Origin of the sequence: Labrys monachus (assembly GCF_030814655.1) — a bacterium.
GTDB classification, from domain to species: domain Bacteria; phylum Pseudomonadota; class Alphaproteobacteria; order Rhizobiales; family Labraceae; genus Labrys; species Labrys monacha.
This window is the reverse complement of the sequence record NZ_JAUSVK010000001.1, coordinates 2520075-2533025: the sequence shown is the minus strand read 5'-3', so window position 1 is coordinate 2533025 and position 12951 is coordinate 2520075. Positions and strand designations below refer to the sequence as shown.

Genomic DNA, 12951 nt, shown 5'->3' with positions numbered 1-12951 from the left:
AGCAGGCTGGAAGCCTGGGTCCCGGGATCAGATCCTTCCCTCCAGCCCCTCGGCTTCGGGCCAGTATTTCTTCGCCAGCGCCATCACCTCGATGAGGAAATCGTCGCGGCGGCGCTCCAGTTCCTTGATCGGGCGGCCGGCGGCCTGGTGCTCGCAGCCGTCGGCGACGCGGTCGATCAATTCCTCGGTCAGTTCCGGCGCGACCAGCTTGGTCCAGGGCAGCTTCAGCGCCGGGCCGAACTGGTGCAGCATATGGCGCATGCCGCCTTCGCCGCCGGCGAGGTGGAAGGTGAGGAAGGTGCCCATCAGCGACCAGCGCAGGCCGCAGCCATAGACGACGGCGGCGTCGATTTCCTCGGTGGTCGCCACCCCGTCATTGACGAGCCAGAGCGCCTCGCGCCACAGCGCTTCCATCAGCCGGTCGGCGACGAAGCCCTCGATCTCGACGCGCACGTGCAAGGGGCGCATGCCGATGGAAGCATAGAACGCCTTGGCGGTCTCGACAGCTTCCGGCGACGTCGCCTTGCCGCCGAGGACCTCGACCAGCGGCAGGAGGTAGACGGGATTGAAGGGATGGCCGACGACGAGGCGCCCGGGGCGCTGCATCCGCGCCTGCAGGCGGCTCGGCAGCAGGCCCGACGTCGAGGAGGCGATGACGGCACCGGCCGGCGCAGCCGCGTCGATCTCGGCGAGCAGATCCTGCTTCAGTTCCTCGCGCTCCGGTGCGTTCTCCTGGATGAAGTCGGCCTTGCCGACGGCCTCGGCGACGCTGGCCGCGAAACTCAGCCGCTTGCGGTCGGCGCCCGGCGCCAGGCCGCTGCGTTCCAGCGCGCCCCAGGCATTGTCGACGGCGGCGCGCAACTTCGCCTCCGCATCGGGGCCGGGGTCGTAGGCGACCACGTCGAGCCCATGGGCGAGCGCCCGCGCCGCCCAGCCGGCGCCGATGACGCCCGTTCCGACAATCGCCAAGGTCATGGCCATCTGCGTTCTCCTGTTCGAACGGAATAGACAGGGCAAAGGCCGCCGCGCCTTTGCATGACGCGACACGCCCAAGGCCGGGCGCGACAGGATCGCGTCCCGGGGACCATCGGCGGTCCGGGCCATGCCGCCTGTTCCGTTTTTGCCGGGATGCGTCGCTTCGGGTCTGGATTTGCGGCCGGCGCCATGATGATGTCGCCGCCCAACCAGCGGTTATTCCATGTCCGTCATCGCCGATTCGCCGAGCCACCGATCCGACCATCGGATCGGCGTCTTTTTCGTCGCCGCCTCCGCGCTCGCCTGGAGCGCCAGCGGCATCTATGTCCGCCTTCTCTCCATCGATGCCTGGACGACGGTCAGCCTGCGCGCGGCCATCGGCGCCGCCTACCTTATCGTGGGCCTCCTGGTGACGCATCGGCGCAACGCGCTGGCCGTCACCCTCTCGATCGGCTGGCTCGGCATCGCCGTCGCGGCCTGCGCCTCGCTGTCCATGCTGGCCTTCGTCGGCGCGCTCTATCACACCAGCATCGCCGACGTGTCGGTGATCTATGCGACGACGCCGTTCGTCGCCGCCGGGCTGGGCTGGCTCGTCCTGAAGGAGAGCGTGCCGCTGCGCACCTTCGCCGCCGCGCTCGCGGCCCTGATCGGCGTCGCCATCATGGTGGGCGGCTCCTTCGGCTCGGGCCGCCTGCTCGGCGATGCGCTTGCCCTGGCGATGGCGCTGACCTTCGCCATCGTCGCCATCATCGCACGCGCCCGTCCGGGGCTCGAAATGCTGCCGACCAACGTCCTGTGCTGCCTGTTCACGGCCCTGGCGGGCCTTCCCTTCGCCGCACCCGCCACCGCGACGGCGCAGGACTGGCTGGTGCTCGCCGTCTTCGCCTTCACCTCGATCCCGCTCGCCTTCTTCATGTTCCTGGCCGGCGCGCGGCGGATCCCGGCGGCCGAATCGGGCCTGATCACCACGCTGGACGTGGTGCTTTCGCCGCTCTGGGTCTATCTGATCTTCGCCGAGAATCCGGGGCGCGCCGCTCTGGTCGGAGGCTGCGTGGTGTTCGTGGCCGTCGTCTGGCACATCCTCGGCGGGCTGCGCCGGACGTAAGGGGCTCCGGCGCCTCGGGCCGCAATTCAGGCCCGGGCGGGATCGGCGTCCGCGCCGCCCGGCAAAGCGCGGGCGAAGGCCGCCAGCATCACGCCGGCCAGCACCACGGCGCCGCCGACGATGGTCGTCAGCCGCGGCGTCTCCTGGAACAGGAGAAACACCCAGACCGGGCCGAGGATGGTCTCCGTCTGCGCCAGCAGGACGAGTTGCCCGGCGCCGACATAGCGGGCGGCGCGGTTGAGCAGGATCATGCCGCCGCCGATGAAGACGCCGCCATGCACCAAGGCGGCGAGGTTCTCCGGCATGGGCGTCGCCACGCTCCCACCCGTCATCCACAGCATCAGGCCGCAGCTGACGATGGTGAGGAGCGCCCAGCCGAGGACGACGCCGGACATGTCGCGGTCGCGGCCGAGCCGGGCGATGATGGAATAGAGGCCATAGGCGCAGCCGGTGCCGAAGGCGGCGAGATTGCCGATCGCATCGCCGCTGCCCAGTTCCCCCCAGGTCATGACCAGGAGGCCGGCGACACCGACGGCGATGCCGAGCCAGGTGCCGAGGAGGATCCTCTCGCCGAGGACCAGCCAGGCCAGCAGCGCCCCGATCAGCGGCGCGGCGCTGGAAAACAGCATGGCATTGGCAATGGTCGTCGTCTTCATGGCATAGATGAAGAGGAAGGCCATCAGCGTCATGCAGACCGCGCCGGCGAAGCCGAGCCAGCCGCTCCTCGCCAGCTGGCGAAGCGGCGAGAGTCCCTGCAGCAACGCCATCGCGACCATCAGGGGCAGCAGGCCGAGACCGCGCCAAAGCAGATACTGCACCGCGTCGAGATGCGGCGACAAGCGCACGGTGACGCTGCCGAAAGAGAACACCGTGCCGGCGGCGAGCGCCAGGAACGCGCCGAAATAGACGAAGTGACGAGACGGCATCGCGGTGAACGCAACCTGCTGGACGGATGACCACAATGCGCAAATGAGCGGCAGGAAATATCGCGGAACCGACATTGCTGTCGTTATCGCAAACGGAATTGGAGAATGACGGGGAGTCCCAGGCGGTTGAATTAATGTCCGCGGCAGCAGAAATAAGCTACCGCTTGATACTACCAGGTAGCATGCGGCATCAGGAGACATTGCCATGGAAACCGAAAAGCTCAGCATCAGCCTCCCGAAGGACATGGCGCAGATGATCCGCCAGGCCGTGATGGGCGGCCGATATGCATCGAATAGCGAGGTGATCCGCGAAGCAGTCCGCGACTGGCAGGACAAGGAGCGCGAGCGGAGCGACAGGCTCAGGAATATTTCCGACCGCATCAACGCCGCAGCGGAAAGCCCCACACGCATCAGCGACGATGAGATGGGTCGTCACTTCGATGATCGCCTCGCCGGAAAGAGGTCGCCGTGAGAGGGCTTTTCTACACGCTCCAGGCCCAAGCCGATCTGGAGGACATCTTTGATTTCATCGCGACGGACAATCCGCTGCGGGCACGGACCTATATCGATGAGATCCGCCAGGCCTGCCGCAATCTCTGCGATGCACCGATGATCGGCACAGAAAGGCCCGATCTGCGGCCCGGCCTGCGGATCCTGCCCTTTGGCGTCGCATCGTCATCGCCTACGAACTGCCGCCAGACCGGGTCGACATACTGGGGATTTTTCCGGCGGCCGGGACTATGAAGCCATCATGGTCGGCAGAGGCGGCTGAGCGCGGCCCCTTCGGTGTGCCGGTCTGACGACCGGCGCAGCCATTGGGGCAGTCCCCACGCCGTCTGTTCAGCCCGAAACCTTCAGGCTCCGGTGCTGCGGCGGGGCGACCGCCTGATGCGTCTGCGCCGCCTCGTAGGCGGCTTCGACCAGCGCGAAAGTCTTGAGGTTGTCCTCGCCGCTGGTGTCGGCCGCCCGCTTCTCCCGCCAGGCGCCGATGATGGCGCGCTGGGTCAGCAGCACGCTTTCCTGGGCGATATGCCAGGGATGCGCGGTCCAGGGCAGCAGGGGCGAATCGACGATTCGCTCGCTCGTCACGCCATCGCTGGTGACGACCATACGGAAGCCCGGATTCATGCGGATGGCGCCGCGCGTGCCTTCGATGACGAGGAGGGTCTGCGGGAAGGGATCGGGCAGCTCGCGGCTCTCATAGGTGTTCTCCACGATGCTGACGGCGCCGGATGTGTGGCGCAGCATCATGGTGGCGGTATCCTCGCCGAGGTTGAGCGGGCTGCGCCGCTGCGTCTCGCAGGACAGGCGCTCCACTTCGCCGAGATAGAAGCGGGCGACATCGAGGACATGGATGCCGACATCGAGGATCGAGAAGCGGGCTTCCTTCCGGAAATAGGGCTGGTTGCGGTAGATGTCGTAGCCGGTCCGGAAGGAGATGCGCGCCCAGGTCACCTCGCCGATCACGCCGCTGTCCAGCACCGACCTGACCGCCTTGAGCGGCACCTGGTAGCGGAAATTCTCGTGCACGGCCATCTCCACCCCCGCCGCCGCGGCGGCGTCGACGATGGCGACCGCTTCGTCCCAATCCGGAGCGAGAGGCTTCTGGACGATGGCGGGGATGCCGCGCGCGAAGACCTGCGTCGCGATGGCCCGGTGGGTGTCCATCCGGGTGGCGATGTCGACGAAATCGAGCTTCTCGCCGTCGAGCATCGCCGCGACATCGGTGTAGTGGCGGGGGATGCCGAACTGCCTGGCGGCGGCCTCCGCCTTGTTCGGATCGATGTCGCAGACGGCAACGAGCTCCACGCCGTCCGCCTTCATGTCACGCCATGCATTCAGGTGGTTCTGGGCGAAAAAACCGCAACCGATCAGAGCCCCACGCATATTCTTCCCCATTCATGCCGCCTTCGGCGGTCGCGGAGGATACCGATGTCCGCCGCTTCGCGCCAAGATGGACGAATTTGAGGCCTCGCCGCAAGCCGCAACGCGGAATCGCGCCCGAGGTATTCCGCCTTTTGCCCAGGCGGCGGACAGCGGAATGTCGACGGAGGCGAATTTTCCCGGCAGAACGCGCCTTTCCAGCAGAATATCCGCAGGATCGGCCACCGGATCGAAAAGCATGCCTCATTTCCATTCGGATCCGACTGAATTGAGGATTGTCCACAACACGTCGAAACGCCGATATACACTGTTTTATTGCCTCTCCCGGCGCCGTCAACTTGCATGGACTTGCAGGCCTGCGGCGTCGGCGGCGATATCCCTTGCGTCCGCCCGATGGCGGCCATAGGGTGCCGAAACCGGACCGCCCCTGCGCCGCATCTTGCCATCGGCGGGGCGGTTGCGGCAAGAAGGCCGGCCGGGGGACGGCCGCGCCCTGCTTCCGATAGCCGGACATCGTCCGGACGCCCCCCGTGCCGACAACGCCTGAACGACGACCTCGCCGCCGCTCCGGCGGCATATGCCTTCATGCAAGACAGGCCGAACATCTTCGCGGCCTCGGGAAAGGAGCCGTCCATGACCGACAAGGGAGCGCAGCCGCAAACCTTCACGCTCGGCAGCATCGCCTTCGCCCTCGATCCCAACGGCAGTTTCCTCAGGGCCGTCCGCATGGCGGGCGAGGAGATCTTCCGCGGCATCGGGTTCGCCGTGCGGGACGCCAATTGGGGCACGCCCTCCCTGGAGGCCACGCCGCGGATCAGCCGGGACGACGCGTCGATCCGCATCGACAGCGAAGGCCGGCTCTTGCAGGGCGGGGCAACGCTGGACTGGTCGCTGCGCTGGACCATCCGGGGTGAGACGATCGAGGGCCATCTGCAAGCCTCGTCCCGCGAGGGCTTCCACACCAACCGGACCGGCTTCGTCGTGCTGCACGGGCTGGAAGCCTCGCGCAACCGCCCGGTGCGCATCGTCCATCCCGATCGGGAGGAGGCGGAGGACTCCGTCTTCCCGGATCTCGTCAGCCCGCACCAGCCTTTCTTCGACATCGCCGGCATGGCCTATGAGACCGGCGCCGGACATGGTGTCGAGATCGGCTTCGAGGGCGAGGTCTTCGAATGCGAGGACCAGCGCAACTGGACCGACGCGTCCTACAAGACCTATTGCCGCCCGCTGCGCCTGCCCTTCCCCTATGTCGTGGGGCCGGACGGCATCACCCAGACCGTGCGCATCCGGCTGGCCGCGGCGGCCGGGGACGCGGCGGCCGGCAAGACCGGCGGCAGAACGAAATCCGTCTCGGCTTCCTGGGTCGGCCCCGCCTTCCTGCTGCCGGCGATCGGCGTCGCCTCCGCGCCGGCCATGCCCGGCCCGCGCTTCGCCGAGGCCGTCGGGCTGCTGCGCCCGGACCTGCTGGCGATCGAGGTCGACCCGACCATGGCCGACGCCGCCGCGCAGGTCGCGGCGAAGATGCCGGCGACGAGCGGGCCCGTGCGCCTCGACATGCGCGCCGCGCCGCCGGAAGCCACGCGCACTCTGATCGAGGCCCTGGCGCCCGTGCTGGCCGAGAGGCCGGATGTCCGCCTGACGCTGTGGGACCGGGACGAGGCGGCGATCGAGGCGGCGCGGGCTCTTCTTCCGGGCGTCGCCATCGGCGGCGGGACGGGCGCCTTCTTCACCGAGCTCAACCGCTCGGATCCTCCCTCCAATGTCGACGTCCTCGGTTGGACCTCCAATCCGACCGTGCACGGCTTCGACGACGACACCATCGGCGAGACCACCGAGCCGCTCGGCGACATCCTGCGCACGGCGCAGGCGCGCTGGCCGGGGCGGAAATTCGAGATCGGCCCGATCACCCTCGGCTTCCGCTACAATCCGAACGCGACCTCGCCGGAAGGGCGCGCCCGCTCCGCGCCGCCCGATCCGCGCCAGGGCCGGCCGATCGCGGCCGCCTGGATGCTCGGAACCGTCGTCGGCTTCCTGCACGACCAAGTCGACAGCCTGGCCTTCTTCGAACCCGAGGGGCCGAAGGGCTTCGTCCGCAGCGATGGCGAGATGACGCCCGCCGGCCACCTGTTCCGGCGCCTCGCCGGATGCGACCGCGCCCGCGTGCACCGGGTGACATGGTCGAACCAGCCGCGATGGCTGGGCCTGCTGTTCGCCTCCGCCGACACCCCGGCTCTCGCGGTCGCCAATCTCCAGGCCGAGAGCGCGGCGATCGCCTTTCCGGACGGTGCCTGGAACGGCGTCGAGATCCTCGGCCGCAACGGCTTTGCGCCGGTGCCGGCGGCCGCCGACCGCCGGGTGGAACTGCCCGGCTTCGGCGTCGCATGGGTCTCGTGAAGCGCCCGGACGCGGGAGCGGGGCGTTCGGGGGCGAGCCGGAAAGCCGCGTCCTATCCTTCGAACCCGCGATAACGCCGCCGGTAGTCGGCGTCGTAGAGCGCGCTGTCCCGAAAATCCTCCGCGCCGAGCGTGCGGCCGATCAGGATCAGCGCCGTGCGCTCCATCGGTTCGGCCGCCAGCCGGGCCTCGATGTCGCCGAGCGTGCCGGTGACGACGCGCTCGTCCGGCCATGTCGCCCGGAAGACGATGGCGACCGGGCAGTCCTCGCCGTAATGCGGCTTGGTCTCCGCCACCACGCGCGGCAGGGCATGAATGGATAGATGGACGGCGAGCGTGGCGCCGGTCTCCGAAAAGGCCTCCAGCGTCTCGCGCGGCGGCATGGCCGAGGCCCGGCCGGAGGTCCGGGTCAGCACGACCGACTGCGCGACCTCCGGCAGGGTCAGCTCCCGTCCGAGCACGGCCGCCGCAGCGGCGAAGGAAGGCACCCCAGGCGTGACCGTATAGGGTATGCCGAGCGCCCGCAGACGCCGCGTCTGCTCGCCGAGCGCGCTCCAGATCGAAAGATCGCCCGAATGCAGCCGGGCGACATCCTGCCCTCGCGCGTGGGCGGCCTCGATCTCGGCGATGATGAGGTCGAGCGTCAGGGGGGCGGTGTCGACGATATGGGCATGCTGCGGCGCGAGAGCCACGATCTCGGCGGGGACCAGCGAGCCGGCATAGAGGCAGACCGGGCACCGGGCCACGAGGTCCCGCCCGCGCACGGTGATGAGGTCGGGCGCGCCGGGGCCGGCGCCGATGAAATGGACGGTCATGGGCAGTTCCCCAGGGCGGGCGGACATCCCGGCGATTGGTTTGCCATGTCGCCTGTCCGCATCTTCGGCGAAAATAGGAGCGGACCGGATGGCCGCGTTGCAGATTGCGGTCTCATTCGCTCACCGCGATGGCGCAGGTCGCGTTGGCGCTGGCGAGGCGGGCCTGCAGCAGGCGCGACCGTTCGCCCGCCCCGGCCAGGGCCGCGGTCTCGGCGACGCTGCCGAGGCCCGTGAGGGCCACCACGCGTTCGGACCGCGTCAGCGCCCGCGGCTCGGCCCCCTTGAGGGCGGCATCCGGCATCAGCACCAGGGGCACGCCGAGGGCGAGCGCCGCGGCGGCGAGGCCGCTCTCGCCCTGCTTGAAGGCGGGGGCGAACAGGCCCGTGAGATCGCCGGGCGCAAGGTCCACCTGCGCCAGCGCCTGCCTCACCAGCGCGGCGATCTCCTCCGCACTGCAATGGCGGCGGCAGCCGAGGCCGGCGGCGACGATCCGGTTCATGGCTTGACGACGCTCCATTGCGTCACCGGCATGGCGGGACGCCAGCCATGCAGGCCTCCGACCGGCACCAGCCGCTCGACCGACAGGCGGACCATCTCGCCGCCATGGGCGGCGAAGCGCGATGCCAGAAGATGCTCGCTTTCGAGCGTCACCGCATTGGCGACGAGGCGGCCGCCCGGCTTCAGCGCCGCCCAGGCGGCGTCGAACACGCCGGCGTCGCCGCCCCCGCCGCCGATGAAGACGGCGTCGGGCGGGTCCAGTCCCGCCAGGGCGGCCGGGGCCGCCCCGGTCACGACGCGAAGCCGGGGCACGCCGAGGGCGGCGGCGTTGGTGAGCGCCCGCGCCGCCCGCTCCGGATTCTCCTCGATGCCCACGGCCCGGTTGGCCGGGTGGCGCAGGAGCCATTCGATGGCGATCGAGCCGGCGCCGAGGCCGATATCCCAGAGCAATTGCCCGCGCAGCGGCTGCAGCGCCGACAGCGTCACCGCGCGGATCTCGCGCTTGGTCAACTGGCCGTCATGCTCGAAGAAGGCGTTCGGCAGGCCGGAGGCGAGCGGCAGGGGCCGAGCGCCCGGCCCCGCGACCGCCTCGACCGCGAGCACGTTGAGCGGATCGACATCGAAGAGGTCGAAGGCCTCGGCGCTCGCGCGGCGGATGCGTTCGCCGTCGCCGCCCAGCCTTTCGAGCACCGTCAGCCGCGACAGGCCGAAGCCCATGCCGACGAGCCGAGCCGCCACCTTGGCCGGCGTCGTGCCGTCCCAGGTCAGCGCGAGGATGCGAGCGTTCGGCTGGACATGCGGGACGATCGTCTCGAAGGGGCGCCCGTGCAGGGAGACCAGCGCGCAATCCTGCTGCGCCCAGCCGAGCCGGGCGGCCGCGAGGGCGAAGGCCGAGGGGGCGGGATAGCAGGCGATCTCGTCGGCCGGGAAGAAGCGGGCGAGCGTCGCCCCCACGCCCCACAGGAAGGGATCGCCCGAGGCGAGCACGACGACGCGGCTGCCGCGCGCCGCCTCGATCGGGCCGACGGCGTCGGTCAGCGGGCTCGGCCAGGCGAGGCGTCGGGCGGTGCCGTCGGGGATCATGGCGAGGTGGCGCGCGCCGCCGACCAGCATCCTCGCCTGCGCGATCACCGAGGCCGCCGCCGGCGAGAGCCCCGCCAGTCCGTCCTCGCCGATGCCGACGATAGACAGCCAGCGGCCGGGATGGTTGATAGCGCTCATCCGACCCTCGCGAGGATGAGATGCATCCGATCCAGATCCTGATCCTCGGCGGCACCAGCGAGGCGGCGGCCCTCGCCCGCCTGCTGGCCGGCCGCACCGACATCGGTGCGATGATCTCGCTGGCCGGCCGGACGAAGAATCCGGCACCCCTGCCGATCCCCCACCGCATCGGCGGCTTCGGCGGTCCGGAGGGGCTCGCCGCCTTCCTGGCCGAAAACCGGGTGGCCGCCCTCGTCGACGCCACCCATCCCTTCGCCGACCGCATGTCGGCCAATGCGGTGGCGGCCGCGCGCATGAGCGGCGTCCCCCTCCTCGCGCTGCGCCGCCCGGCCTGGCAGGCACAGGCCGGCGACCGCTGGACCGAGGTCGCCGACGCCGAGGCGGCGGTGGCGGCGCTCGGCGCCCGGCCGCGCCGGGTCTTCCTCACCACCGGCCGGCTCGAACTGCCGGCCTTCCTGGCCGCGCCGCAGCATTTCTATCTCGTCCGCTCGGTCGACGCGCCCGAAGCGCTGCCGCCGCTGTCCCGGCTCATCCTCGCCCGCGGCCCCTTCGCCGAGGACGACGAATGCGCCTTGATGCAGGCGGAAGGCATCGAGGCGGTCGTCACCAAGAATTCCGGCGGCACCGCGACCTATGGCAAGATCGCCGCGGCCCGCCGTCTCGGCCTGCCGGTGATCCTGCTGCGCCGGCCGGCCGTGGCCGAGGTGGAGACGGTTTCGACGGCGGAGGAGGCGCTGGCATGGATCGAAAGACGGGTCTAGCGCAGGACGGTCGGCAGCTCCTGGTGTGGTGCCGCCCCTCACCTCCATCCTCTCCCCGCAAGGCGGGGAGAGGGGACCTCGGCGTCGCGCAAGACTGGCGCGCCCCTCGTCTCGAAGCACCGTCGTCGAAACGCGACGCCTGCCGTTCCTTCTCCCCGCCGGCGGGGAGAAGGGTCGGATGAGGGGCTGCGCAATCGGGAAAAGAGAGCTCGACATTGTGCTGCGCGCGGCCGGCGGTGCTGGTGCCAATCTGCTCATCCTACCCCTCCCAGCGGCGGGGCGAGTAGACGATGGGCTCGCGTCCGGGCCGCTCGACGAGGCGCGTCTGCGACGAGCCGACCAGCACCAGCGTGCGCATGTCGACATCCGCGGGCCGCACCGCCGACAGGCTGGTATGGATGATCTCCTCGTCCGGCCGGCCGACCGCCTTGGCGAGGACGACGATGCGATCGCCGGCCCGGGCGCGCAGAAAATCGAAGGCGCGGGCGATCTGGCCCGGCCGCGCCTTGGAGGCGGGATTGTAGAAGGCGAGCACGAAATCGCCGTCCGCCGCCGCCGCGAGACGCTTCTCGATGACCGGCCAGGGCTTGAGGTTGTCGGAGAGCGAGATCACGCAGAAATCGTGGCCGAGAGGAGCGCCGACCCGCGCCGCCGCCGCCAGCACTGCCGTGACGCCGGGCGCGACGACGATGTCGAGGTCGCGCCAGGCCGGCTCGCCCGCCTCGACCGCCTCGAAGATCGCCGCCGCCATGGCGAAGACGCCGGGATCCCCGCCCGAGACCACCGCCACCTGCGCGCCGCCCGCGGCCAGCGCCAGCGCATGGCGCGCCCGGTCGATCTCGACGCGGTTGTCGCTGGCGTGCCGGCGCGCCGGGCCCGGCGGCACGCGGTCGACATAGGGACCGTAGCCGACGATGTCGGTGGCCTGCGCCAGCAGTTCCGCCGCTTCCGGGGTGAGCCACTTCGCCGGGCCGGGTCCGAGGCCGACGACCATCACCCGCCCGCTCACAGCAGGCGCCCCTGGCCCGGCACCAGAAGGATGGCGAAATAGGGCGCGCCCTCGAAATCGGCCGGCGGCAGCGGCAGGATCCGTTCTCCTGCCATGGTGCCGCGCTCGACATAGACGGCGCGCGAGGCGAGGCCCAGTTCCTCCAGCACGGCGCGCACCTTGGCGAAATTCCGCCCGAGCTTCATGATCACCGCGGCATCGGCCCGTTCGAGATGATGCCGCAGCGCCTCGCGGTCCAGCGTCGCCGGCAGCACGGTGAGGACATCGTCGCCATAGGTGATCGGCGTGCGGGCGCGCGTCCAGCAGCCGGCCATGCCGGAAACGCCGGCCACGACCTCGGTCTCGTAGCGGGGCGCAAGCCGGTGGAAGATCGGCATGAAGGAGCCGTAGAAGAAGGGATCGCCCTCGGAGACGACGACGACGTCGCGCCCGGCATCGAGATGTCCGGCGAGGCGCTGCGCCGACCCGTCGTAGAACCCCGTCAGCGCGGCATGGTAGGCGGCATCCGCCGCCGGCACCTCGATCGTCATGGGATAGGCGAGCTTCTCCTCGACCACGCCCTCGGCCAGGAAGCCCTCGACGATGGTGCGGGCATGGCCGCGCTGGCCCTGCTTGCAGAAATAGGCGACCACCGGCGCGGCAGCCAGCAGGCGGGCGGCCTTCAGCGTCATCAGCTCCGGATCGCCCGGGCCGACGCCGACACCGTAGAGACGTCCCCTGGCGCTCATTCGATTTCGCTCGCCAGCGCGTTGATCGCCGCCGCCGTCATGGCGCTGCCGCCCTTGCGGCCTTCGACGATCAGCCAGGGAACCTTGCCCCACGCCCGCAGCGCCTCCTTGGACTCGGCCGCGCCGACGAAGCCGACGGGAATGCCGAGGATGGCCGCCGGCTTCGGCGCGCCCCGGTCGATCATGTCCATGAGGTGGAAGAGCGCGGTCGGCGCATTGCCGATGGCGACCACGGCGCCCTCCAGCCGCTCGCGCCACAGCTCCATCGCCGCCGCGGTGCGCGTATTGCCGATCCGCTCTGCGATCCCGGGCGTGCGCGGGTCGTCGAGCGTGCAGACGACTTCGTTGTCCGCCGGGAGACGCTTGCGGGTGACGCCGTTGGCGACCATCTTGGAATCGCACAGGAGCGGGCCGCCGGCCCGCAGGGCGGCGCGGGCGCTCGAAACGAGATCCGGCGCCATCTGCACATCGCCGGCGATCTCGACCATGCCGCAGGCATGGATGATGCGCACGACGACCGGCGCCTGTTCGGGCGAGAAGCGCGACAGGTCGCTCTCGGCGCGGATCATCGCGAAGGAGCGGCGATAGATCTCGGCGCCGTCACGGATATAGTCGCGTTCAGACATGGTCTCTTCT

14 protein-coding genes are annotated in these 12951 nt (G+C 70.1%); 5 read left to right on the top strand and 9 right to left on the bottom strand.

Annotated elements, in window-relative coordinates:
- Positions 1-27: 27 nt before the first annotated feature.
- The gene (locus tag J3R73_RS11415; RefSeq protein WP_307426507.1) at positions 28-981 is read right to left on the bottom strand and encodes an L-carnitine dehydrogenase; all 954 of its coding nucleotides are present in this window, start codon (positions 979-981) and stop codon (positions 28-30) included.
- A 217-nt stretch (positions 982-1198) separates the two neighbouring features.
- Between J3R73_RS11415 and J3R73_RS11410 the strand changes: the two genes are divergently transcribed.
- Positions 1199-2080, top strand: a complete 882-nt coding sequence (locus J3R73_RS11410) for a DMT family transporter (RefSeq protein ID WP_307426505.1) — start codon at positions 1199-1201, stop codon at positions 2078-2080.
- Positions 2081-2106: 26 nt separating this feature from the next.
- Here the strand turns inward: J3R73_RS11410 and J3R73_RS11405 are convergent, their stop codons facing one another.
- Complete coding sequence (locus tag J3R73_RS11405) at positions 2107-3081, bottom strand: DMT family transporter (RefSeq protein WP_307426502.1); 975 nt, start codon at positions 3079-3081, stop codon at positions 2107-2109.
- Between the two features lie 130 nt (positions 3082-3211).
- Between J3R73_RS11405 and J3R73_RS11400 the strand changes: the two genes are divergently transcribed.
- Together J3R73_RS11400 and J3R73_RS11395 are read left to right on the top strand one after the other, a co-directional pair.
- Positions 3212-3478, top strand: coding sequence for a type II toxin-antitoxin system ParD family antitoxin (locus J3R73_RS11400; RefSeq protein ID WP_307426499.1), 267 nt, complete (start codon positions 3212-3214; stop codon positions 3476-3478).
- Positions 3475-3750: a type II toxin-antitoxin system RelE/ParE family toxin gene (locus J3R73_RS11395; RefSeq protein ID WP_307426496.1), complete on the top strand. Its 276-nt coding sequence runs from the start codon at positions 3475-3477 to the stop codon at positions 3748-3750. The genes J3R73_RS11400 and J3R73_RS11395 overlap by 4 nt, the downstream gene beginning before the upstream one ends.
- 96 nt (positions 3751-3846) lie before the next feature.
- Here the strand turns inward: J3R73_RS11395 and J3R73_RS11390 are convergent, their stop codons facing one another.
- Positions 3847-4893 carry a Gfo/Idh/MocA family protein gene (locus J3R73_RS11390; protein WP_307426493.1) on the bottom strand — a complete coding sequence of 349 codons (1047 nt, stop codon included), beginning with the start codon at positions 4891-4893 and terminating at the stop codon, positions 3847-3849.
- 630 nt (positions 4894-5523) lie between these two features.
- Here J3R73_RS11390 and J3R73_RS11385 point away from each other — a divergent pair.
- On the top strand, positions 5524-7284 hold the full coding sequence (locus tag J3R73_RS11385) for a D-apionate lactonase family protein (RefSeq protein ID WP_307426490.1): 1761 nt from the start codon (positions 5524-5526) through the stop codon (positions 7282-7284).
- A gap of 52 nt (positions 7285-7336) precedes the next feature.
- On the opposite strand, the gene cobM is transcribed toward J3R73_RS11385, so the two are convergent.
- The 3 genes from cobM to cbiE form a co-directional block, all read right to left on the bottom strand.
- Positions 7337-8098, bottom strand: a complete 762-nt coding sequence (gene cobM, locus J3R73_RS11380) for a precorrin-4 C(11)-methyltransferase (protein WP_307426487.1) — start codon at positions 8096-8098, stop codon at positions 7337-7339.
- Positions 8099-8210: 112 nt separating this feature from the next.
- Positions 8211-8597: a cobalamin biosynthesis protein gene (locus tag J3R73_RS11375; protein ID WP_307426484.1), complete on the bottom strand. Its 387-nt coding sequence runs from the start codon at positions 8595-8597 to the stop codon at positions 8211-8213.
- The gene (cbiE, locus tag J3R73_RS11370; RefSeq protein ID WP_307426481.1) at positions 8594-9817 is read right to left on the bottom strand and encodes a precorrin-6y C5,15-methyltransferase (decarboxylating) subunit CbiE; all 1224 of its coding nucleotides are present in this window, start codon (positions 9815-9817) and stop codon (positions 8594-8596) included. The genes J3R73_RS11375 and cbiE overlap by 4 nt, the downstream gene beginning before the upstream one ends.
- Positions 9818-9837: 20 nt before the next feature.
- On the opposite strand from cbiE, the gene J3R73_RS11365 reads away from it, so the two are divergent.
- Positions 9838-10578: a cobalt-precorrin-6A reductase gene (locus tag J3R73_RS11365; protein WP_307426479.1), complete on the top strand. Its 741-nt coding sequence runs from the start codon at positions 9838-9840 to the stop codon at positions 10576-10578.
- A gap of 259 nt (positions 10579-10837) precedes the next feature.
- Here J3R73_RS11365 and cobJ read toward each other — a convergent pair whose 3' ends face one another.
- The 3 genes from cobJ to J3R73_RS11350 are packed head-to-tail and all read right to left on the bottom strand — an operon-like array spanning position 10838 to position 12941.
- Positions 10838-11587: a precorrin-3B C(17)-methyltransferase gene (gene cobJ, locus J3R73_RS11360; protein ID WP_307426476.1), complete on the bottom strand. Its 750-nt coding sequence runs from the start codon at positions 11585-11587 to the stop codon at positions 10838-10840.
- On the bottom strand, positions 11584-12315 hold the full coding sequence (locus tag J3R73_RS11355) for a precorrin-2 C(20)-methyltransferase (RefSeq protein WP_307426474.1): 732 nt from the start codon (positions 12313-12315) through the stop codon (positions 11584-11586). The genes cobJ and J3R73_RS11355 overlap by 4 nt, the downstream gene beginning before the upstream one ends.
- Entirely contained in the window at positions 12312-12941 is a 630-nt protein-coding gene (locus tag J3R73_RS11350; protein ID WP_307426471.1) for a precorrin-8X methylmutase, read from the bottom strand. The genes J3R73_RS11355 and J3R73_RS11350 overlap by 4 nt, the downstream gene beginning before the upstream one ends.
- Between the last annotated feature and the right edge of the window lie 10 nt (positions 12942-12951).